Source organism: Robertmurraya sp. GLU-23 (assembly GCF_052983275.1).
This window is the reverse complement of sequence record NZ_JBRKCV010000001.1, coordinates 34,300-57,890: the sequence shown is the minus strand read 5'-3', so window position 1 is coordinate 57,890 and position 23,591 is coordinate 34,300. Positions and strand designations below refer to the sequence as shown.

The window sequence follows — 23,591 nt, the reverse complement described above, 5'->3', positions numbered from 1 at the left end:
CTAAAAGTAAAATGCTGTATTCTTTTTAAGTTAACCTCTTTGCTCAATCGCTACATATTTTTGCATTCCAGGACCAGTATAGTCTGCTCTTGGACGAATCAATCGATTATTTTCATATTGTTCAAGAATATGAGCTAACCAACCGGAAACGCGGCTTACTGCAAAGATCGGGGTAAATAAATCGTGGTCAATTCCTAAGCTATGATATACAGAAGCAGAGTAGAAGTCTACGTTTGGTGGAAGATTCTTTTCACCGGTTACAATGTTCTCAATTTTTGTAGACATTTCAAACCAATGTGGTTCGCCTGTTAAGTTAGTGAGTTTCTCTGCCATAAGCTTTAAGTGTTTTGCACGAGGGTCTCCTTTTCTGTAAACACGGTGACCAAAGCCCATGATTTTTTCCTTGTTCGCTAATTTACCACGAACATAAGTATCAACATTTTCTAAAGTCCCAATCTCAGTTAACATCTTCATTACAGCTTCATTTGCTCCACCATGTAAAGGACCTTTTAATGCTCCAATAGCTGATGTTACACCAGAGTATACATCTGATAAAGTTGCTACACATACACGAGCTGTAAATGTAGACGCATTTAATTCATGATCTGCATGAAGGACAAGTGCCTTGTTAAATGCTTCGACTGCAATTGGCTCTGGCTCTTTTCCTGAAAGCATATAAAGGAAATTAGCTGCAAAGCTTAAGTCCGTTCTAGGCGGAATTGGCTCCAACCCTTTTCGAATACGTGCAAATGCTGTCACAATTGCAGGCATCTTAGCTTGAAGACGAACTGCCTTGCGATAGTTTGCTTGCTCTTCCATTACATCACTTTCTTCGTCATACAAGCCTAATAGCGAAACAGCCGTACGAAGTGCAGCCATTGGGTGTACTTCATTAATTGGATATAACTTAAAATGCTCAAGCACTTGTTTGGGTAGCTCTGCATTTACCGACAATTGGCTTTTTAACTCTGCTAGTTCTTGCTGTGTAGGAAGTCTTCTATGCCAAAGAAGATAGATTACTTCTTCAAAGCTGGCATTCTCTGCTAAATCATCAATATCGTACCCTACGTATGTTAGTGTATCATCAATGATTGAACTGACAGAGGAAGTCGTAGCTACTACCCCTTCAAGACCACGTGTTGCTGTCATATTGACCCTCTCCTTTACAAAGTGATTCGCTAACCCTTCTAAACTCTCTGAGTTATTAAAATATTAACATTATAGATATCTATAAGACTATAAATTTTTTCACACCCATAAAAAGGATGCGCTTACAAGTCCTATTATAAACAATTATCTGACATTTGTGAACGAAAACCGCCTAAAATGTGAAAAAATTAATATTTTATTAGAAAAACTTAAGCCTAGTAATTCATAAAACTTATCACCTTTTAGAAGAGTTCAAAAAATTTCATGGCTAAGTACGCGATACCTGCACCAATTAATGGTCCTACTGCAACACCCTTAAAAAGAGAAACAGCCAAGATCGTTCCCAGCACAAGAGCGGTGGTAATGTGGGGATCCTTCGCTAAGAGTGTTATGCCACCTTTGGCTATTAACGCTACCGCCATCCCGGATACTAAAGCAATCCATGCATAAGGGGATTTAAAGGCAGCCGTTAGGTCTTTAAATCCTATTTCACCACTTGCAATAGGAGCTAATACGGCGAAAGTAATGACCGTTACTCCCCAATTAATTCCTTTTGATTGGATATAAGAAAATATTTTTGAATCCACACCAATTATTTTAAGTATCAATAGTGCCCCAACGGCTATAATTAAAGATTGGTTTTTTGCGATAAAACCAATTAGTAATAAAATGATCAAAAATAAGCTAGCTTGTGTTAGCAATCTCAAGGCCTCCTCTATATAGACGTTATTTTACCATAGGAAAACTTAGCAAATAAACAATCAAACCTTCCTTTCTGAAACCCACAAGATTTGTCGAAATATAAGTAACCCATTATTCTTTATAAACAAAACTTTCCATAATCTTCATACGTAGGTAAAATAAAGAGTAAGCAAGTCCTTTAGTCTACCATTTACTCAACTATTAGGAGGGCGATTTATCTGAATCTCACCTATTTATTTAGAACTATGCGCTTTTTGATCGTAATTGTTAGTATATTTTTATCCGTTTTTATCCTAATTCAAATTTCAAAGGTTACATACCCTTTTATCATCGGCCTTTTAATTGCTTTTATGCTAAATCCATTTGTAAATTTTTTAGAAAGCAAAGCTCGGTTACCTAGAACACTTGCTGTTTTAATAGGGATTATCTTTATTTTTGCTTTATTTGCAGGATTCATTACTCTATTAATTGCAGAAATTGTGTCGGGTGCAGACTATTTAGCTGATGTCGTACCAAGACATTTAGATACTCTTATTAATTTTATCGAGGACTTTATCGCTGCACAGATTATTCCTCTTTATAACCAATTAACAAGCCTATTTAATTCTTTAGATACTGGTCAGCAAGACACGATTTTAACCAATATACAAAATGTGGGAAGAACAATTGGATCTACGATTGGTGATTTTGTTCAAAGTTTCTTTGGAAATATACCTAATATCCTATCTTGGTTTCCAAATGCTGCAACCGTAGTCATATTCTCCTTGTTGGCAACTTTTTTCATTAGTAAGGATTGGTATCGTCTATCACGGTTTAGCAATAAGATTATTCCAAACCGTGCAAAAAGCAGTACAAAGAGGGTGCTTGAAGATTTAAAAAAAGCGCTGTTCGGCTTTATAAAGGCTCAGCTAACTTTAATATCTATTACTACTGTGATCATCCTTATTGGGCTTCTAATCTTACGTGTAGATTATGCGATTACTATCGCACTTGTAACAGGATTAGTCGATATTATTCCTTACTTAGGAACAGGTGCTGTGTTTGTTCCATGGATTATTTATGAGGTCATTGCTGGAGAGATGAGTTTAGCAATTGGTTTAGGAGTTTTGTATATCATTGTACTTGTCCAACGACAAGTCATGGAGCCAAAAGTATTATCTTCAAATATAGGTCTAGATCCTCTTGCAACTTTAATCGCGTTATTTGTTGGGTTTAAATTAATTGGCTTTTTAGGGTTAATTGCAGGACCTGTGACCCTCGTGATCATCACAACCTTGCACCGAGCAAATGTATTTAAAGATATTTGGTCCTTTATTAAGGGGAAAGAAGCATAAAAGTCCATTCTCATGAATGGACTTTTTTATTTAATAATCTTAATTCTTCCTTTATTCATCCAATTTTGGAATGCTTTATTGAGTATGATTTTGAAGAATTTTCTTGTTGGAGGGGCTAGTAATAGGAAGCCCGTTGCATCTGTTATAAAACCTGGTGTTAATAGAAGTGTCCCTCCGATAATAATACAAACTCCATCCAATAGAACATCGCCAGGCATTTGACCTGATTGTAGGAGATGTTGAGCCTTTCTGATCGTGTCTAGTCCTTGTTGCTTTGCTAGGTAGGCACCAAGCAAGCCCGTTAGAATAATAAGCGTTATGGTGGTCCAGATGCCAATGGTCTTACCTGATAATAACAAAAGTCCGATTTCTGCTGCCGGTATGATAATTAATAGTAAAACGATATAACGCAAAATAATCGCCTCCTAGTTGTCCTTTTATTATATGTGTATTCCTTAAAAACAGCAAAAAAGAAGCAGCCAACTCGGCTACTTCTTCATCTTTTATTATAGTACGCTTGCGTGACCGTTATAAATAACACCATGGGATGCGTCAATTGTAATTTCTTGTCCATCCTTTAAGCTAGCAGTTGCACCTTCAGCGCCTACAATTACTGGAATTCCAAGGCTAAGTCCTACTACTGCAGCATGACTTGTTAAGCCACCTTCTTCCGTAACTAACGCGCTGCATTTCTCAATTGCCGGAACCATATCCGCATCTGAGCCAATCGTAACAAGGATAGAACCTTCTGTTACTCTTTCTAATGCTTCTTTCGCTGAATTAGCAATCACAACTTTACCAAAAGCTGTTTTTCTTCCGATTCCTTGAGCTTTTAATACTACATCGCCAACCACATGGATTTTCATTAAGTTTGTTGTACCTTTAACATTTACCGCTCCTGCAGTAATTACCACTAAATCTCCGCGAGAAACGATACCGCTGTTTAAGCTTTCCTCTACTGCTGTATCAAGCATCTCATCCGTAGTAGTCGCTTTTTTTCCGATTTGAGGATACACACCCCAAGCTAGTGATAAGCGACGAGATACACCGTCATCAGATGTTACAGCAACGATTGGAGCTTTTGGACGGTATTTAGAGATCATTCTAGCCGTATGACCACTTTCCGTAGGAGCAATGATTGCATTAGCACCTAGGTTTAATGCTGTGTGTGCAACAGATTGTCCAATTGCATCTGTAATATTATGTTCATTGTCTTTGCTACGGTTAGATAAGATTTCTTTATGATCTAATGCAGATTCTGCACGAGATGCAATATTATGCATCGTTTGAACCGCTTCTACAGGATACACACCTGCAGCTGTTTCCCCTGAAAGCATAATAGCGTCTGTTCCATCAAAAATCGCATTTGCTACGTCACTTGCTTCCGCTCTTGTTGGACGGGGATTACGTTGCATAGAATCAAGCATTTGAGTAGCCGTAATAACTGGCTTCCCTTGTGCATTACATTTTTTAATTAAGCTTTTTTGAACAAGAGGTACCTCTTCCGCTGGAATTTCTACCCCAAGGTCACCACGTGCAACCATTAGCCCGTCAGAGATTTCAAGAATTTCGTCGATTTTATCAACACCTTCTTGATTTTCAATCTTAGGGATAATGTGGATATGTGTTGCATTATGTTCCTCTAATAGACGACGAATTTCTAGTACATCTGATGCACGACGTACAAAAGAAGCAGCAATAAAATCAATTCCTTGCTCGATACCAAAAATAATATCGTTTGCATCCTTTTCTGTTATTCCTGGAAGATTAACAGAAACACCTGGTACGTTAACACCTTTTTTATTTTTAAGTGTGCCCGTATTTAAAATTTTCGTATGAATTTCTCCAGCATTACGGTCAATCTTAGTTACTTCCAAGCCGATTAAACCGTCATCTAGTAAAATTTTTGATCCTTCGTTCACATCTTCAATTAATCCAGGATATGTAATTGAGAATTTATCGGCCGTTCCTTCAACCTCAGTCATTGAAACAATCACATCGTTTCCTGCAACTAACTCAATTGCACCATCTACCATATTATTTGTACGAATTTCTGGACCTTTTGTATCCAAAAGGATCGCAACCGTCTTTCCTGTTTGCTTTGCAGCTTCGCGAATATTTCTGATACGAGCACCGTGCTCTTCATGGTCACCGTGAGAGAAGTTAAGACGAGCAACATTCATTCCAGCCTCAATCAGCTGTGTTAATTTTTCTACGCTTTCACTTGCTGGGCCTATAGTACAAACAATTTTCGTTTTACGCATACAATTGTGGACCTCCTAATATTTTAAAAACCTTAAATGGACAGCTCTTTTGACAAGTTATACATACTTTGATTTACCGCATGTTTTCTATTTAAAATTTCAATGATATCGTGGTCAACGAGCTCATTCTTTTCAATACCTACCGCTCTTCCACCCTTGCCTTGTAACAATAACTCAACTGCAAATGCCCCTAAACGACTAGCAAGTACTCTATCTGCTGCAGTAGGAGATCCACCCCGTTGAATATGTCCTAACACAGACACACGAGTGTCAAGGTCGGTTGCATCCTTGATTTTCTTACTAAATTCATTACCGCTGCAAACACCTTCTGCAACAATAATGATACTGTGCTTCTTGCCACGATCATGGCCACTTTTCAAACGAGCTGCAATTTCATCCATATCATACCCAACTTCTGGGATTATGATTGTTTCAGCTCCTCCTGCTAAACCAGCCCAAAGAGCAATATCTCCTGCATCTCGACCCATAACTTCGATAATAAAAGCTCTATCATGAGAAGTTGCCGTATCACGAATTTTGTCAACCGCATCAATAACCGTATTTAGAGCAGTATCAAATCCAATTGTATAATCTGTACCTGGTATATCATTATCAATTGTACCTGGTACACCAACACAAGGGAAACCTTGCTCTGTTAATGCCTTTGCACCTCTGTAGGAACCATCGCCACCAACAACAACTAGGCCTTCAATACCAAATTTCTTTAATTGCTCAATTCCTTTTTGCTGTCCTTCTTTTGTTTTAAACTCCTCACAACGAGCAGAATAAAGCATGGTTCCTCCACGATGAATTATATCACCAACAGAACCTAGTTCTAATTTCTTGATATTTCCGTTAATTAAGCCTGAGTAGCCATTATAAACTCCATATACTTCCATATCATTAAAAATTGCCTTACGAACGACCGCACGTACAGCTGCGTTCATACCTGGTGAATCTCCACCACTTGTTAACACACCGATTCTTTTCAATGCAAATCACCTCTGTATTGGATTGTTGAAGTATTATGTATAGTTAGATGATGAATAATACGACATGTGATGCACTACTATTATTTACAGAATACCCGGGAATATTTCTAAAATACCATGAAGAAACAATGTTCTCAACTCTATCATAAACATAAAATCAATAGACGAAATAGTTTTTTAATTGAAAGCGCTTAATACCACTCTTTTTTTCTAAAAAAGTTCATAATTCTATTTTCACTGTCATTTAATTGGGATTTCTCTTAAAAAATAAGAAAGAGTGTGTCGAAACACACTCATCCATTTACGCCAATATATTCGTGCAAAAATGTATATTTACCCATGTTCTTGTATTTTTCATATCTTAAAGCAAGCAGTTCATTTTCTTTTAATTGTAACAACTGTCTTAAAGATTGTTGGATCGTTTCCCTAATGCTTTCTGCTTGAGCAGTTACATCTTTATGGGCTCCACCTCTAACCTCAGAAATAATTTCATCAATTACTCCAAGGTCCTTTAAGTCTGGTGCAGTGATTTTCATCGTTTCCGCTGCTTGTTTCGCAAGAGAGGCATCCTTCCATAGAATAGCTGCAGCTCCCTCAGGGGAAATAACCGAATACGTCGAATTTTCAAGCATATGGATATGATCACCCACACCAAGCGCTAGAGCTCCACCACTTCCACCTTCTCCTATGACAATACAAACAATAGGTACGGTTAAGCTTGCCATTTCAAAAAGGTTTTTAGCAATGGCTTCGCTCTGACCTCTTTCTTCGGCAGCTTTCCCAGGATACGCACCCTTTGTATCTATAAAGCAAATAATCGGACGATTGAATTTCTCGGCTTGCTTCATAAGTCTCAGTGCTTTACGGTATCCTTCAGGATGTGGCATTCCGAAATTTCTCCGGATATTTTCCTTTGTATCTTTCCCTCGCTGATGACCAATAATAGTAACAGGCAAACCTTGGAATTTTGCTACTCCTGCCACAATTGCTTCGTCATCTCCAAAAAAGCGGTCCCCATGACATTCAATGAAATCAGAGAAGATAATGGATAAGTAGTCAAGAGTAGTTGGTCTGGCAGGGTGTCTCGCAATTTGTACTCGATCCCATGGCTTCATGTTTTCATAGATATCTTTTTCAAGCTTTTGAAGTCTTGCCTCAAGCTTTTCAATTTCATCTGACAAATCCACTTCTGCACTCGCAGTAAATTCTTTTAATTCTGCAATTTTCTTTTTCAGCTCAACGACTGGTTTTTCGAATTCTAGCTCTCCAACCATTCAATTTCACCTCCAGGCGTATGAATATCAAGCAATGTTGAAATTTTGTCCCTCAAGTCTCCTCTGGATATCACCGCGTCTAGTTGACCATGCTTTAAAAGAAATTCTGCTGTTTGAAAATCCTCAGGTAGGTCTTCTCTAATGGTTTGTTCAATAATTCTTCTTCCCGCAAATCCAATTAATGCACCTGGTTCAGCAAAATTATAGTCGCCAAGAGAAGCAAAGCTAGCAGATACTCCGCCAGTAGTTGGGTGTGTCATGATTGAAATGATCAGATTCCCTTCGTCGCTAAACTTTTTAAGCGCAACACTCGTCTTGGCCATCTGCATTAAGCTCAATACTCCCTCTTGCATCCTTGCTCCTCCAGATGCAGTAAAGATGATAAATGGTATCGATAGCTCACCTGCTTTTTCAATCGCTCTCGTAATCTTCTCACCAACTACAGAACCCATGCTTCCCATTCTAAAAGTAGAATCCATCACGGCAACAACTGCGTCATGACCTTCCACTTTACACACACCTGTCACAACTGCTTCATTTAAGTTTGTTTTCTGACGATCTTTTTCAAGCTTTTCTATATAATCGGGGAATCCAAGTGGGTTCTCAGAAATCATATAACGATCAAGTTCAACAAAGCTTCCTTCGTCAATGAAGCTATTCAGCCTCTCTTTTGAATTCATCGGATGATGGTACCCACAGTGAGCACAAACCTTAAGGTTCTTCATTAGCTCCTTGGAGTACATGATCTTCTTACAGCTTGGACACTTGGTCATTATCCCTTCTGGGACATCTTGCTTTGCAGCTTCAGTTGGAATTGTTGCATATTTTTTCTTCTTTGATTTTGTAAATAGGTCTTTAATCGGCAAGCTTAAACCTCCCCATATGTTTCTAATAATCTCAGTGGTCAGACCACTATAGTGAAAAATAATGCCTTATTATATGAAGGCTCGTCTAGTTCTTTTTATCATGTTAGTATAATGTCACAGAAAATTCTGCAGATATTTGTCGTTAGTCATTCGACAGTTTTCGCAATGAATAGTAGGCCCGAAGGACATCCGCCTCATTTCCACCTAGTAAGGCTTGTACGATTGCAGAGTAGAACGGATCCTTTCTCTCCATCTTCGGAAGCTTTAGTGCATCGTAATAATCATTTAATATCGACCAAATACGATAGAATAAATGATTATCTGCAAGCTCAACAATTTTTATAAAAAATTGATCGTCCGTAAACTCACAAGTTTCAATCCAATTTTTTAAATCTTCTAGTTGCTTTTCATTATTTCTTCGGAGAATAAGTCTTAAACAATCTAATTCGATTAAATATTTCGTTTCAATCACATCTTGTTTTGCTTTTGTATCTTGAAGCACAAATGTACCGAGAAGCTGCACAAGTTGGTTACTGCGAAAATCTCTTATAAAGGTACCTTCTCCTCGGCGGGTCTCAATAAGTCCTAAAAGCTCTAAAGCTCTTAAAGCTTCACGAACAGAGGAGCGTCCTACATTAAGACGCTCACAAAGTTCTCGCTCTGATGGAATTTTATCTCCGGGTGTTAAGCCATCCTGTTCAATCATATTGCGAAGCTGTTTGACAATTTCTAGATAAATCTTTGATCCTCGTTCCACCGGTTCAATACTCACTTTAAGATCACTCGCTCTTTCCGATAACGGAAAGCTGGCTAGTTCTTGCCTTAATCTCTAGCGGGTCAACCTTCATTCTCGCTACACCTGTTTCCATAGCTGCCTTCGCAACTGCCGCTGCTACCTCAGGCGCTACTCTCGCATCGAATGGTGCCGGAATAACGTAATCAGCGCTTAACTCATCATCTGAAACAAGACTAGCAATCGCTTCAACCGCTGCCACCTTCATTTTTTCATTAATATGAGTGGCTCTTACGTCTAAAGCACCTCTGAAGATTCCAGGGAAGGCTAGTACATTATTTACTTGGTTCGGGAAGTCAGAACGTCCTGTTCCGATAACCTTGGCTCCAGCTTTTTTTGCTTCATCAGGCATAATCTCCGGTGTTGGATTAGCCATTGCGAAAATAATAGGATCCTCATTCATTGTTTGAATCATATCACCCGTTAAGGCACCAGCAACGGATACTCCAATAAACACATCTGCACCTTTTAATGCGTCTGCAAGACTACCTGTTTCTTGATTACGATTTGTATATTTAGCTATTTCATTTTTAATGTCGTTCATTCCAAACGGTCTACCTTCGTATATAGCCCCTTTTGTGTCACACATAATAATATCCCGTACACCATAGGTATATAAAAGTTTCATAATAGCAATCCCTGCTGCACCAGCTCCGTTAGCTACAACCTTAATTTCATTCATCGATTTGCCAACTAGCTTTAATGCGTTCACTAAACCAGCCACTGTAACGATTGCTGTACCGTGCTGATCATCATGAAATACAGGTATATTTGTTTCCTTTTTTAGCCTCTCCTCAATCACAAAGCAATTAGGAGCAGCAATGTCTTCAAGGTTTATTCCCCCGAATGTTGGTTCTAGTAACTTGACGGTCTCAATAATTTTTTCGACATCGGTTGTACCTAAGCAGATTGGAAATGCATCAACTCCTGCAAAGCTTTTGAACAAAACAGCTTTGCCTTCCATTACCGGAAGTGCCGCTTCTGGACCGATGTTTCCTAGTCCAAGTACAGCTGTTCCATCAGAAACAACAGCAACCATATTCCCTTTCATCGTATAATCATAGACCGTTTCAGGCTTGTCATAAATTTCTTTACAAGGCTCGGCCACTCCTGGCGAATAGGCAAGACTTAGATCATTTGCATTCCTAACTTGAACTTTTGATTTTGACTCGAGCTTACCCTTGTTTACTCTGTGCATATGTAATGCTTCTTCACGTAAAGTCAAAATGCATTCCACCCCTTAGTTAAAATAACTTTCTTTTCTCCATCCCCATTAGTGGTCAGACCACGTATACTTACAACAATACAACAATATAACATAATACAAAAGGATGTAAAGGCTAATTATTTCAAAATGACATTATCTGAACCTAGCAGCGATTGGATTTCCTTCAAGAGTACCGTTGTGGGTTGCACATAATCCTCTTTCCCAAGCCTTATACTTTTCCTCGTTTCTTCGTAGTAAAGAATAACAGGTGTACCGCCACTATGCCTATTTAACAATTTCTTTAATGCGTGCAAGAATTCACCTTGTTCTTGATGCTTTTGTATTTTTAGATATAGTACGTTTTTACCTCCCTCCGCTTCTTCGACTCTAACAACTTCCTTGGCCGATGATATAATGAGTTGCTTGGCTCCATTTCGTTCTTCGATTTTCCCGTCAAAAATCACAATATTTCCTTGTTGTAAGAGAATCGAAAATCTTTTAAGAACAGTAGGAAACACAACCGCCTCCATATCACCACTTTGATCCGATACAGTCAAGAAAGCCATCGTTTCTCCCTTTTTTGTACGGATTTTCTTCAATTCTGTAATATAGACCAAAACCCTTATATTTCTTCCTTCATTTGAAATAGAGGAAATTGCCGTTGCTTGTTCCACCTTTGCTTCTCTTTCATAAATCGAAACAGGATGGTCCGAAAGATATAATCCTAGTGCCTCTTTTTCCTGCCTTAATTTATCTTCAGCCCTTATCGGATCAACGGTTACATACTTTGGTTTCAAGAAAAACTCATCATCTGAAAATAAATCTCCTTGCTGAGCATCATCCGGATTTACTAAGTGTGCATGATCTAAAGCAACGTCAAGGCTAGCCAACAGCACCGCACGGTCTTCTCCGAATTCATCGAAGCTACCCGAATGAATGAGCGTTTCTAATGCCTTGCGGTTAACTGATTTAGCTGACACTCGAATACAAAAATCAAACAGGTCCGTAAATTTTTTGCTTTTTCTAGCGGTGAACAAACCTTTTAAAGCAGTAACACCTATCCCTTTTATGGCGGTAAGACTATATCGAATCGCATGATTTTCCACTAAGAAGGTATAGCCACTTTTGTTAATAGATGGTGGCAAAATTTGAATACCCATTTCTCGACATTCTTTGATATATTGGGCGATTTTTGATTCATTACCGATTACCGAAGACAATAACGCAGCCATAAAATACACTGGATATTTCGCTTTAAGATATGCAAGTTGATACGCAATCACACTGTATGCAACCGCATGGCTCCTATTAAATCCATAGTTTGCAAATTTTACGATAAGATCGTATACCTCATTGGCAATGCTTGTCTCATACCCCTTTGTGATTGCTCCTTCAACAAAATGCTGTCTTTCTTTATCCAGAATTTCTTTTTTCTTTTTTCCAACTGCTCTCCTTAATAAGTCGGCCTCACCTAAGCTAAAGCCCGCCATCGTTGAGGCAATTTGCATGATTTGTTCTTGATACACGATGATTCCATACGTATTTTCAAGTATCGGCTGCAAATCTTCATGTAAATACGAGATATGCTCTTTCCCATGCTTTCTATCTATAAACATCGGAATATTTTCCATAGGTCCGGGACGGTAAAGAGCGTTTACCGCAACAATATCTTCAAAATTTGTTGGCTTTAACCGTTTTAATACGTTTCTCATCCCTTCAGACTCTAATTGGAACACTCCCGTCGTTTCTCCACGGCTTAACATGGAAAACGTCTCTTGATCATCCAAAGGGATCGATTTTATATCGAGATTGATCCTTGCCCTCTTTTTTATCATATCAATAATAGATTCTATGAGTGTTAAATTCCTTAAGCCCAGAAAATCCATTTTTAAAAGTCCAACCTCTTCGAGAACGTCCATCGCATATTGAGTCAGATACACAGATTGACTGCCCTCACTTATGGGGACAGTGTTAACAAGCGGTTCTTCAGAAATCACTACCCCTGCTGCATGGGTGGAAGTGTGCCTTGGAAGTCCCTCTAACTTTACTGCGGTCTCAAACAGCCTTTGGTTTGTAGGAGATTCATTGACAAATGCACGTAGCCTTTCCGACTGAGCATAGGCGTCTTTTAATGAAATTCCCAGTTGCGAAGGTACTGTTCTTGACAGGCCTTCGAGCTCCTTTGTATTCAATCCAAAGACTCTTCCAACATCACGAAGGGCCGCTTTCGCTGCTAGCGTACCAAAAGTAACGATTTGAGCCACATGTGCTTCTCCGTACTTATTAGCAACATATTCTATCACCTCATCGCGGCGATGGTCTGGAAAATCGATATCAATATCAGGCATTGAAATACGTTCTGGATTTAAAAACCTTTCAAATAACAGATGGTATTTTAACGGGTCAATATCCGTAATATACAACACATATGAAACCAATGATCCTGCTGCCGAACCTCTACCTGGACCAGTTAATATATGCTTTTCACGTGAAAACTTCATAAAATCCCAAACAATTAAAAAGTAATCAGCAAATTTCATTTTCTTTATTACGCTTAATTCGTATCGTAATCGATCTGTGTGTGATTCGGTTACATCGCTGTACCTTTCAGTAAGTCCTTTCATGCAAAGCTTTTCTAACAATCCTTCTGCCGTTTCCCCCTCTATTGTTGGGTACTTAGGAAGCTTTTGCTTATGTAGCTCTACCATAACATTACACTCTTCAGCAATTCGCCAAGTATTTTCTAGCGCTTCAGGGAAGTCTGTAAAAAGGTCAACCATTTCTGAGCTCGTTTTTAAATAATATTGGTCTGTCTCCAAACGTTTCCTGTCATCATCCTGTAACTTCTCTCCATTTTTTATGGCTAACAAACACTCATGGGCAAATGAATCAGATTGTTGTAAATATCTAACATCATTTGTGACAACTGTTTGTACCGATTGAGAGTTCCCTAGAGCAATGACTTTGTTTAAAAGACTTGTTTCAGTAGGAATGTGATGATTTTGTAACGACAGATAAAAGCTTTCTTCTTCAAAAATATGTTTATATAACTCCACACATTGTGCTGCTTTTTCTTCATTATTCTCTATTAAATACGATTCGATTTCTCCCGCACGGCCAGGAGAAATCGCAAATAATCCTCTTGCATAATGCCTAAGCCATTTTAATGGAATACCTTCCTTGGACTTCGTTTGTACAACACTCGAAATTTTCATTAAGTTTTGGAATCCTACCTGATTTTTCGCTAAAAGTACAAGCGGGTGCGCCTTATTGGAAGTTATTTCACTTTTAACATCCACTGTAAGTCCAATGATCGGTTTCATCTCATGCTTTAAACATTGCTTATAAAAGGTGACTGCTCCATGCATGACATTAAAATCAGTTAATGCAAGCATCGTAAATCCCTTTTCTTTTGCTCCCTTTACCAATTGTTCAACGGAAGCTGTGCTTGATAATAAAGTAAACGCACTTTGCACTTGAAGGTGAACAAAAGACATAAATATCACACCCTAACTGCTTCATTCTTCTTTTATTATATGGGCATAGACGTAAAAAAGAAAATATGTTCGCTTCATGATAGCTCATATTTTTTTGAGTTTGTCCATATGATGTATCAATACTTATATTTTGTGGAGATGATTCTTGTGAGCGAACAACCGTATATATCGATTTTAATAGATGCCTATTTTATAGCTCTAGGTGTTTTATTAGGTGGGGCGCTCATCGGTGGGCTATCCGCATTCTTGACCGGTAAACCAATGCTAACCGAAATTTACCGAATATCCACTTCGATACGGATTTGGGCAATTATTGCTGCGATAGGCGGAACATTTGATACCGTCTATAGCTTTGAAAAAGGTTTTTTAGATGGAGGTACGAAGGATATCTTTAAACAATTCCTGCTCATTCTTACTGCTATGGGTGGTGCACAAACGGGAGCGACGATCATTAACTGGTTAACTCAGGAGCATATTTAATATGAGAATCCCGCCTTTCTACCGACTTCGTGCTGTCCAGCAGTTTATTGCAGGAATGGCGTTAGGTGGAGTAATCAGTTGGTGTGTATTTCTTTATATTTACGGAGATTGGCAAGAAACCTACTCAAAAGAGTTAAAGCAGAAAGAAGAACGTGTAAAGGATTTAGAAAAGGAAAAAAATATTTGGCAAAATGACTATCGTGAACTTAATAAGAAAAACGAAGAACTTCTAATCGTCCAAGATATTAAAATTAAAATTAATGTGAATCAAAAATACGAATTAGATTCCTTTAGCATTTATGAGGTGGAAGAGGCCATTAAAGAGGATATCAACCCACTATTAAAGATGGATATAGATACTGCTTTTAAAAGTAGTGATTGGGTGAAAAAGGTCATTGAAAATCGGACACACAAAATAAATGATAAAAGATATCAATTAAAAGTAAAGGAAATTGTATTTTATACTACGTTGTCCATTCAACTGGAGATGCAATTAGCGAATAATTAAGGTAGGAACGAAAACGAGTTCCTACCTCTTCTATTACTTACATACTTCTTCAATATCCTTCATGACATGTGGTACTTCATCCCATGAATAGATGGAGGCTCCAGCTGCAAGAGGATGACCGCCACCTTTATATTTTTTAGCCACTCCATTAATAACTGGACCTTTTGACCGAAGGCGAACACGAATTTGATCACTTTCCTCAATAAAGAATGCCCATGCTTTAATTCCTTGTACACTTCCTAGTGCACTCACCAGTAGGGAGGCATCTGCTGCCCTTACATCGTATGAAGCAAGCAGTTCCTTTGGAAGGATCATGGATGCAACGCCATTTTCGTTCATTTCAAAATTTTGAAGTACATAACCATTCAATTTAACAACATTCATTGGTAATTCGTACATTCCGTCATACACTTCTGTACGAGAGAAATTATATTTTATCAACTCGCCAGCATATTGGAATGTGCGATCATTCGTACTTGGGTAAAGAAATCTCCCCGTATCTCCAACAATTCCTGCATACAATAATCTTGCTGCTTGATCTGACATTTGTAAGCCCTTTTCTTGACCATACAAATAAAGTTCATAAATCATTTCACTTGTTGAGCTAGAAGTCGTATCTACCCACACAATATCACCATATGGATCCTCGTTTGGATGATGGTCTATCTTTATTAATTTGTCACCAGATAGATATCTTTGGTCACAAATACGCTCTTGATTTGCCGTATCTGTCACAATAACTAGAGCCCCATTATATGTATCATCGCTTATTTCATCAAGCCTTCTTAAGTAATGTAAAGACCGCTCTTCTTGCCCCACTGTGTAAATCGTTTTGTCCGGGAAAGAAGCCTTTAAAACTTCTGCCAATCCCCCTTGTGATCCATACGCATCTGGATCTGGACGAACATGTCGATGGATAATAATGGTATCGTACTGTTTAATCGTTTCAATTATTTGATCTTTCATTGCTGGTCTCCTTTTTTTCCTAATACTCTCTTTTTAACACAAAAAGAGAAAAAGTAGAAATTATTTTATATACAAGGTAGAATAATGGGAGAATGTCGAAGCTTGGAGGAATGATATGCCTATTTTTGTCATTATTATTGTAATATCTATTATGTTTTATATTTTTTATAAAATCCAATTCTTTCGTTCCAACCGTCCGGCAGAAAAGAAATGGATTTCCGCAAAAAGCAATATTGCTCTAGGATTATTTATTGCATCCTTTGGAATGAATCGTATCATGATCTCTCAATCCACTGTAGTATATATCATAGGAGCAGTTTTTATCGTCCTTGGAGCATACAATATTTGGGGTGGGATAAAAGCTTATAAGTATTTCCTTCCTCTTGCAACAAAGGAAGCAACTGAATTAAAAAAGCAAATGTAAGTACGGGAGTTGTTCATTTAAAGAACAACTCCTTTTTCCTAGTGTCGATCAATGAGCTGGCACATCATCATCGCTTTACCAACTAAAACATTTTCGTTATATACTTCCACATCGACCTTTCCGAATTTACGGCCAACTTCTAGCACTTTTGGATAAATTTCTAATACACTATCCATTTGGACTGGTTTTAGAAAATAAATCGTCATATTTTCAACGACTAAATCACCTTTTTTATATCCTCTTAAAACACCATTGGCTGCCTCTGTCACAATAGTAGTGAAAACACCATAGGATATCGTCCCAATCGAGTTAGTCATTTGGGGGCTTACTTCACAGCGGAGAACGTCCTCGTTTTTTGTTTTTCCTTTCGTGACAACTAGCTGATTTGTAACTATGTCATCAATCGTTTCTCCTACTTGAGGCTGTCGTTGAATCATCTGTAGAGCCTTTAATACATCCTGTCTGCTAATGATTCCCTCTAAGCGATTATTGTCGTCAACAACTGGAAGGACCTCGATTCCTTCCCATACCATCGAATGGGCACAAGAGGCAACACTTGTTTTTCCAGTAACAGTCATCGGATTTTTTGTCATGATTTTTTCAATGCTTGTAGTATCTGCAATTCCCATCACGTCCTTTGAAGTAACCATCCCTTGCACCTTCATTTGGTGGTCGACTACTGGAAAACGACTATGTGTGGTTTCACGATTTTTTTCATGCCAATCTTCAATCGTATCCGTTGTTTTTAAATAGATTGTCTCGTTAATCGACGTTAATATATCTTCAACAAGAACAATTTCTTTCTTTATTAACTGATCGTAAATGGCACGGTTTATCATTGCAGCAACCGTAAAGGTATCATAGCTAGTTGAAATGATAGGCAACTGAAGGTCATCAGCCAACCTTTTCACTTCATCCTCTGTATCAAAACCCCCAGTGATGAGCACGGCAGCTCCAGCATTTAATGCATACTCATGAGCCTTCGTCCGGTTCCCAACAATGAGTAGATTGCCTGCACCTGTGTAACGCATCATTTGTTCAAGCTTCATCGCACCAATGACAAACTTATTTAACGTTTTATGTAAACCCGCACGTCCACCGAGAACTTGTCCATCAACAATATTTACTACTTCTGCAAAAGTTAGCTTTTCAATATTCTCTTTTTTCTTTCTTTCAATTCGAATCGTTCCTACACGTTCAATCGTACTCACATACCCTTTATTCTCTGCATCCTTTATGGCACGATATGCTGTTCCTTCACTCACATTAAGCGCCTTGGCAATTTGCCTTACTGAAATTTTTTCACCTATCGGTAGTTCATCAATATATTGAAGAATTTGCTCATGTTTTGTAGCCAAGACCTTCACCCTTTATAAATTCTGTATTTTCTATTAGTTTGGTATTTATCCTTTTATTATAAAGCGTGAAGGGGCTTGATTACAATTTGATTTCTCTTTTCTGATAGGTAATTAGTAGGCTCGCATCTTTTTTCTTACCTGTTTCTTTGATAATTGAGCTTGAGTAGCGGCTTTCTTCTTAGGCGCATACATGATGGCCGACAAATTACCGGCGATTACGAAAATGGCTAATAGTAACCATGCCACAGAGAAAACACCTGCCGAGCCTGCGTTATACGCTGATAATTGCGGTACTCCGTAATAAAGCATCACACCACAGGATAGCAAACAAAATAAGTATCGATTTTTTTTCATATTTTAGAGCTCCTTTCTTGTCCAATTAGTAAAAATGTATGCAGAAAAATAAAAAGTAGTCGATGAATTCATCTATGATGATTCACCGACTACCTTTTCTATAATTCTATTGACTGACCTACTTCAAGCACGACTCCAACTCCTGTTGGAAGCATATTAATAAATGCTTGTGGATCTTGCTTAAGCAATGGGAAGGTATCAAAGTGAATAGGTACAACCTTCTTCGCTTGGAGAAGTTCCGCTGCATAAGCTGCATCGTCCGGTCCCATCGTGAAATTGTCCCCGATCGGCAGGAAAGCTACATCAATTTGATTTCTGTCTCCAATTAGTTTCATATCTGAAAATAGTCCTGTATCGCCAGCATGGTAAATCGTCTTTCCGTCAATCGTTAAAAGGACACCTGCAGGCATACCAAGGTAAACGATTTCATTTTTCTCGTTTATGTACCCTGACCCGTGAAATGCTTGGGTTAGCTTTACTCTACCAAACTCAAAACTAAATCCCCCTCCGATATGCAATCCGTGTGTTCGTATCCCTTTTGAACTTAAATAATCTGCCATTTCTGCTGTTCCGATTACTAGCGCATTATTCTTTTTCGCCAGTTCAACGGTATCCCCCAGATGATCATTATGTCCATGAGTTACAATTATCACATCTGCTTTTACTTCCCCTACTTTTAAATCGGTTGCTGGGTTTCCATTAATAAAAGGATCAAAAAGAATTCTCGTTCCGTTTGCCTCAACTAAAATAACTGAATGTCCATGAAAGCTAATTTTCATTTCTCCACACTCCTTTTGACTTTTCAATTTCCTTATACCCATATTTTACTACCAATATAAGTTTACTTTCAAAAGTAATGTTGTTACTCTAAATTTATAGTAGAGGGGGAATAATTGTGACGGATAAACTGCACACAATAGCAGAATGGCTTAAACAAGAACAAATTGACTTTTGCTTTTTAACGAACCCTGACAGCGTGTTTTATGTAAGTGGATTTTTAAGTGATCCCCACGAAAGATTACTAGGTGTAGGTATTTTCCAAAGTGGAGACCCATTCCTTGTTTGTCCTTCCATGGAGAAGGACGATGCAAAGAAGGCAGGCTGGGGATATGATATTATCGGATATACGGATATCGAAAATCCATGGACATTGATACATAAGCTTTGTTACGATCGAACGAAGTCTGTAGAAAAAATAGCCATTGAAAAAGAACATATGAACGTGGAGCGCTACGAGCTTATTGGTTCCCTATTTCCACAAGCTGCCTTTCTCCCTGCGGAGGAAAAGCTCCGCAAATTACGGATGGTAAAAAGCGAGAGTGAAATTTCTACGATTCGTGAGGCGTGTGCCCTAGCTGATTACGCAATTGAAGTGGGATGTTCCGAAATTGCGGAAGGGAAAACAGAACTAGAAGTATTAGCAGCCATTGAATATGAATTAAAGAAAAAAGGTGTTTCAGAAATGTCTTTTTCTACCATGGTTTTGACGGGGAAAAATGGAGCTTCTCCTCATGGAAACCCTGGATTGACTAAAATGAAAAAAGGCGATCTTGTTCTTTTTGATTTAGGAGTCATTGTTGACGGATACTGTTCAGATATTACTCGTACCGTTGCTTTAGGTGATATTAGTGACAAGCAAAAAGACATCTATGATACCGTATTAAAAGCTCAAGCCGCAGCTATCGAAGCTAGTAAGCCTGGTGTCACTTGTCAATCGGTCGACCTTACTGCAAGAAATATTATTTCAAATGCCGGTTATGGGGAATATTTTCCTCACCGACTCGGTCACGGGCTAGGAATAAGTGTTCATGAATATCCATCAATCACAGAAACGAATACACTATTACTTGAAGAAGGAATGGTTTTTACGATCGAACCAGGGATTTACGTTCCTGGAGTAGCGGGTGTAAGAATTGAAGATGACGTTCTTGTTACCTCCAATGGGGTTGAGATATTAACAAAATTCCCAAAAAAATTACAAATAATAAGATAAAGAAAAGCTCCTTGAACATTTTTCAAGGAGCTTTTCTTGTATTCTATTTTTCTAATAGTTTACGAGAAGCTGCATACTCTAATCCATGAGCTTCTGCCACAGCTTCATAGGTTACATACCCTTCAAGGGTATTGATTCCTTTTAATAATGCTTCATTTTCAAGACAAGCTTTTTTGTAGCCCTTGTTTGCAATTTGTAGTGCATATGGTACCGTTACATTTGTTAAAGCCATCGTTGACGTACGCGGTACTGCGCCTGGCATGTTTGCTACAGCATAATGCACAACGCCATGCTTTTCATATGTTGGCTTATCATGTGTGGTAATACGGTCCGTCGTTTCAAAAATCCCACCTTGGTCAATGGCAATATCGACTACAACCGAGCCCTGTGACATAGACTGAATCATTTCTTCTGTTACAAGCTTAGGTGCTTTCGCTCCTGGTATTAACACAGCACCAATGACTAAGTCAGAGCTCTTTACTTCTTCAGCGATATTGTAGTGGTTAGACATTAGGGTCGTCACATCACTTCCGAAAATGTCATCAAGCTGACGAAGTCGGTCAGGACTAAGGTCGATAATCGTGACACTTGCACCCAGTCCAATCGCCATTTTTGCTGCATTTGTTCCTGCAACTCCACCACCAATAATGGTTACCTTTCCTCTACTCACACCTGGCACACCAGCAAGAAGAATTCCTTTTCCGCCATGTACCTTCTCTAAGAATTGGGTACCAATCTGTGTCGCCATTCGTCCAGCTACTTCACTCATTGGAGTTAATAGCGGAAGGCTTCCATTGGAAAGTTGGACCGTTTCATAGGCAATTCCAACTACTTTGTTTTCGATTAATGCCTTTGTTAATTCTGGCTCTGGAGCTAAATGTAAATATGTAAATAAAATCAATCCTTCTCGGAAATACTGATATTCCTCACGAAGTGGTTCTTTAACTTTCATTACCATATCCATCGACCACGCTTCTAAAGCGCTTTCAATAATGATGGCACCAGCATCCTCATAATCAGCGTCACTAAAACCTGATCCAAGACCAGCCCCTGTTTCAATATGTACTACATGCCCAAACTTCACTAAATTAATAACACCAGCAGGAGTCATAGCGACTCGATTTTCGTTGTTCTTTATTTCTTTAGGAACTCCAATACGCATGCCTTACCCTCCAAAATATGTAATCAGTGATCATGAAGCCGATAATAAATATACCACTTTTTTATTATAGGAATAAAGAGATTTCTATCATCCTTTGACATAATTTCCTGTTATAATGGTCATAATTTCATTTTTAAAGGATAGGTATTCAATGGAACGATTCGAAACATTTCGTAATGCAATCATTCGTTTTTGGAGAAACACACATATTATCCAATTTTTATTATTACTTCTTCTAGTTTTTGTATTATTTGCGATTCTTTATTTTGCTTTCATCGCTAGTCAAGCAAATGTACAAACCTTAAAGGAAGGATTAAGACAATCAACTGTTATTTACGACAAGGATGGAGATTTGGCTACAGAGATTAGCACTAACCGAAACAAAGGTGTGGAGATTTCAGATCTCCCTGATTATGTTGGCAACGCAGTTGTTGCTATAGAGGATCACCGCTTTTATGAGCATAATGGTTTTGACCTGAAAGGTATTACTAGAGCATTCTTTAAAAATTTACTGGCTGGTCGTATTACGGGAGGCGGTAGTACATTAACTCAGCAACTAACCAAAAATGCCCTACTCTCCCCTGAGAGAACATATAAAAGAAAAATTGAAGAATTATTTCTTGCCCTTGAAATTGAAAAAAAGTACGAAAAAGAAGAAATCCTTCAAATGTATATGAATCAAGTATATTTTGGACATGGGGCATGGGGAATTGATCAAGCAGCTGCCAAATATTTTAATAAAAGTGCTACTGAATTAACTATTAGCGAATCCGCGTTGCTTGCCGGACTTCTCCAAGCACCTTCTGCACGTAATCCATTTCAAAATTACGATGCAGCTATTGAACGCAGGGATGTTGTACTCGCAGAAATGAAGGAAAATACATTTATCACTGAGCAGGAGTATAAGCAAGCCATAGATGAAAAGATTGTTCTTGAAGAAGGTGGCGGCAGCTTTCTAGATCGAAAATACCCTTCCTATACAGATGCGGTTCTTGACGAAGCGATATCCAAATATGGCTTAACACAGGAAGAAATATTAACTAGAGGGTACAAGATTTATACAGAAATGGACCAAAACCTTCAATCCTCTCTTGAAACCATTTATTCGAATAATAACAATTTTCCTAGAGGCAAGAACGATGCGATTGTTCAAAGTGGTTCTGTACTTCTAGATCCGTCAACTGGTGGGGTAAGAGCCCTAGTTGGAGGACGTGGAGAATCGGTTTTCCGTGGATTTAATCGGGCGACCCATTTAAAGACACAGCCAGGATCGACGTTAAAGCCATTAGCTGTTTATACCCCAGCACTTGAAGAAGGGTATACCTTATCCTCCGTGTTAGAAGATAAGCAGCAAGCATTTGGTGACTACCAACCCGAAAATTATAATAAAACATATACAGATGAAGTTCCAATGTATGTTGCGATGCAAGAATCTTTGAATCTCCCAGCCGTTTGGCTTCTAGATCAAATAGGATTAAACAAAGGAATAGAATCGTTAAATAAATTTGGCATTGCACTCCAGGAAGAGGATGAGCATTTAGCGATTGCCCTCGGAGGTATGAACGAAGGAACCTCTCCGCTCCGATTAGCGGCCGCTTATTCCGCCTTTGCCAATAAGGGGAAACGTGCCGATGATCATCTTATAACAAAAATAGAAGGTCCAACGGGAAATATAATCGTTGAACATAAAAAAAAGGTTGTACAAGTAACAAGCAAAAAAGTCGCTAATGAAATGACCTCCATGCTTTTAAATGTTGTGGAATCTGGAACAGGTACCGCTGCACAGATTAATGGAACACCTATTGCTGGGAAAACAGGTTCCACCCAGCTAAGCTTTTCAGGCGTTGATGGAACAAAGGACCAATGGTTTGTCGGATATACTCCTGACCTAGTGGGTGCCATCTGGATTGGTTATGATCAGACCGACCAAGATCATTATTTATCCGGATCAAGCTCAGATACAGTCGTTCCAATCTTCAAGAAAATTATGGAGTCGGCCATTCCATATACGGATCAAACACCCTTTACGGTGAAATCTGTAAATGCTAGAATGCAAGGCGAACAAGACGCAGAAGAAACGCAAGAAGCAATTAAGGAAAAAGCAGAAAAGATTGAGCAAGTAATTAAAGAAGAAAGCTCAAAATGGAGCCAAGTGATAGATAAAATGAAAGAAGACTTAAAAACAGCCGGACAATTGTTAAAAGAAAGACTACAAGAACTAAAGCAATAGTTTTGATTAAAAAAGGAAGCCAAAGGGCTCCCTTTTTT

At 38.5% G+C, this 23,591-nt stretch carries 21 protein-coding genes; 6 read left to right on the top strand and 15 right to left on the bottom strand.

All coding sequences use genetic code 11. From position 1 onward, the window contains the following. Positions 1-30 precede the first annotated feature (30 nt). Both citZ and ACVBAX_RS00270 read right to left on the bottom strand, forming a co-directional pair. On the bottom strand, positions 31-1,149 hold the full coding sequence (gene citZ, locus ACVBAX_RS00275) for a citrate synthase (protein ID WP_430776018.1): 1,119 nt from the start codon (positions 1,147-1,149) through the stop codon (positions 31-33). 242 nt (positions 1,150-1,391) lie between these two features. Beyond that, the gene (locus ACVBAX_RS00270) at positions 1,392-1,850 is read right to left on the bottom strand and encodes a DUF441 domain-containing protein (protein WP_447115467.1); all 459 of its coding nucleotides are present in this window, start codon (positions 1,848-1,850) and stop codon (positions 1,392-1,394) included. Between the two features lie 246 nt (positions 1,851-2,096). Here ACVBAX_RS00270 and ytvI point away from each other — a divergent pair, with 246 nt between their 5' ends. After that, complete coding sequence (gene ytvI / locus ACVBAX_RS00265) at positions 2,097-3,185, top strand: sporulation integral membrane protein YtvI (RefSeq protein WP_447115466.1); 1,089 nt, start codon at positions 2,097-2,099, stop codon at positions 3,183-3,185. A gap of 26 nt (positions 3,186-3,211) precedes the next feature. Here the strand turns inward: ytvI and ACVBAX_RS00260 are convergent, their stop codons facing one another. From ACVBAX_RS00260 to dnaE, 8 genes are all read right to left on the bottom strand, one after another. Further along, positions 3,212-3,598 (bottom strand): FxsA family protein, encoded by a 387-nt coding sequence (locus ACVBAX_RS00260; protein ID WP_447115465.1) that lies wholly within the window; start codon positions 3,596-3,598, stop codon positions 3,212-3,214. A gap of 93 nt (positions 3,599-3,691) precedes the next feature. Next, the gene (gene pyk, locus ACVBAX_RS00255) at positions 3,692-5,449 is read right to left on the bottom strand and encodes a pyruvate kinase (protein WP_447115464.1); all 1,758 of its coding nucleotides are present in this window, start codon (positions 5,447-5,449) and stop codon (positions 3,692-3,694) included. Positions 5,450-5,481: 32 nt separating this feature from the next. Continuing rightward, positions 5,482-6,441: a 6-phosphofructokinase gene (pfkA, locus tag ACVBAX_RS00250; protein WP_447115463.1), complete on the bottom strand. Its 960-nt coding sequence runs from the start codon at positions 6,439-6,441 to the stop codon at positions 5,482-5,484. A gap of 293 nt (positions 6,442-6,734) precedes the next feature. Then, positions 6,735-7,715: an acetyl-CoA carboxylase carboxyl transferase subunit alpha gene (gene accA / locus ACVBAX_RS00245; protein ID WP_430776024.1), complete on the bottom strand. Its 981-nt coding sequence runs from the start codon at positions 7,713-7,715 to the stop codon at positions 6,735-6,737. Further along, the gene (gene accD, locus ACVBAX_RS00240; RefSeq protein ID WP_447115462.1) at positions 7,700-8,581 is read right to left on the bottom strand and encodes an acetyl-CoA carboxylase, carboxyltransferase subunit beta; all 882 of its coding nucleotides are present in this window, start codon (positions 8,579-8,581) and stop codon (positions 7,700-7,702) included. Before accD ends, accA begins: the two co-directional genes overlap by 16 nt. Positions 8,582-8,723: 142 nt before the next feature. Beyond that, on the bottom strand, positions 8,724-9,347 hold the full coding sequence (locus tag ACVBAX_RS00235) for a FadR/GntR family transcriptional regulator (RefSeq protein ID WP_447116005.1): 624 nt from the start codon (positions 9,345-9,347) through the stop codon (positions 8,724-8,726). A gap of 13 nt (positions 9,348-9,360) precedes the next feature. After that, positions 9,361-10,599 carry an NAD(P)-dependent malic enzyme gene (locus ACVBAX_RS00230; protein WP_430776025.1) on the bottom strand — a complete coding sequence of 413 codons (1,239 nt, stop codon included), beginning with the start codon at positions 10,597-10,599 and terminating at the stop codon, positions 9,361-9,363. 119 nt (positions 10,600-10,718) lie between these two features. Then, on the bottom strand, positions 10,719-14,078 hold the full coding sequence (gene dnaE, locus ACVBAX_RS00225; RefSeq protein WP_447115461.1) for a DNA polymerase III subunit alpha: 3,360 nt from the start codon (positions 14,076-14,078) through the stop codon (positions 10,719-10,721). Between the two features lie 138 nt (positions 14,079-14,216). Here dnaE and ACVBAX_RS00220 point away from each other — a divergent pair, with 138 nt between their 5' ends. Continuing rightward, a complete protein-coding gene (locus tag ACVBAX_RS00220; RefSeq protein WP_430776126.1) occupies positions 14,217-14,558 on the top strand; it encodes a YtrH family sporulation protein in 342 nt (113 codons plus the stop codon). 1 nt (position 14,559) lies between these two features. After that, positions 14,560-15,066 carry a sporulation membrane protein YtrI gene (gene ytrI, locus ACVBAX_RS00215; protein WP_447115460.1) on the top strand — a complete coding sequence of 169 codons (507 nt, stop codon included), beginning with the start codon at positions 14,560-14,562 and terminating at the stop codon, positions 15,064-15,066. A gap of 33 nt (positions 15,067-15,099) precedes the next feature. Here ytrI and ACVBAX_RS00210 read toward each other — a convergent pair whose 3' ends face one another. Then, on the bottom strand, positions 15,100-16,032 hold the full coding sequence (locus ACVBAX_RS00210) for a DHH family phosphoesterase (protein WP_430776028.1): 933 nt from the start codon (positions 16,030-16,032) through the stop codon (positions 15,100-15,102). 115 nt (positions 16,033-16,147) lie between these two features. Between ACVBAX_RS00210 and ACVBAX_RS00205 the strand changes: the two genes are divergently transcribed. After that, positions 16,148-16,456 carry a YtpI family protein gene (locus tag ACVBAX_RS00205; protein ID WP_447115459.1) on the top strand — a complete coding sequence of 103 codons (309 nt, stop codon included), beginning with the start codon at positions 16,148-16,150 and terminating at the stop codon, positions 16,454-16,456. A gap of 38 nt (positions 16,457-16,494) precedes the next feature. On the opposite strand, the gene ACVBAX_RS00200 is transcribed toward ACVBAX_RS00205, so the two are convergent. The 3 genes from ACVBAX_RS00200 to ACVBAX_RS00190 all read right to left on the bottom strand — a co-directional run bounded on the left by ACVBAX_RS00200 (position 16,495) and on the right by ACVBAX_RS00190 (position 18,947). Continuing rightward, positions 16,495-17,814 carry a DRTGG domain-containing protein gene (locus ACVBAX_RS00200; RefSeq protein WP_447115458.1) on the bottom strand — a complete coding sequence of 440 codons (1,320 nt, stop codon included), beginning with the start codon at positions 17,812-17,814 and terminating at the stop codon, positions 16,495-16,497. Between the two features lie 111 nt (positions 17,815-17,925). Further along, positions 17,926-18,168: a hypothetical protein gene (locus tag ACVBAX_RS00195; RefSeq protein ID WP_447115457.1), complete on the bottom strand. Its 243-nt coding sequence runs from the start codon at positions 18,166-18,168 to the stop codon at positions 17,926-17,928. Positions 18,169-18,266: 98 nt separating this feature from the next. Next, positions 18,267-18,947: a metal-dependent hydrolase gene (locus ACVBAX_RS00190; protein ID WP_430776032.1), complete on the bottom strand. Its 681-nt coding sequence runs from the start codon at positions 18,945-18,947 to the stop codon at positions 18,267-18,269. Between the two features lie 116 nt (positions 18,948-19,063). Between ACVBAX_RS00190 and ACVBAX_RS00185 the strand changes: the two genes are divergently transcribed. Continuing rightward, entirely contained in the window at positions 19,064-20,161 is a 1,098-nt protein-coding gene (locus ACVBAX_RS00185; protein ID WP_447115456.1) for a M24 family metallopeptidase, read from the top strand. Positions 20,162-20,204: 43 nt separating this feature from the next. On the opposite strand, the gene ald is transcribed toward ACVBAX_RS00185, so the two are convergent. Next, positions 20,205-21,323, bottom strand: a complete 1,119-nt coding sequence (gene ald, locus ACVBAX_RS00180; RefSeq protein WP_447115455.1) for an alanine dehydrogenase — start codon at positions 21,321-21,323, stop codon at positions 20,205-20,207. Between the two features lie 151 nt (positions 21,324-21,474). On the opposite strand from ald, the gene ACVBAX_RS00175 reads away from it, so the two are divergent. Continuing rightward, on the top strand, positions 21,475-23,553 hold the full coding sequence (locus ACVBAX_RS00175) for a transglycosylase domain-containing protein (protein ID WP_447115454.1): 2,079 nt from the start codon (positions 21,475-21,477) through the stop codon (positions 23,551-23,553). Positions 23,554-23,591: the final 38 nt, after the last annotated feature.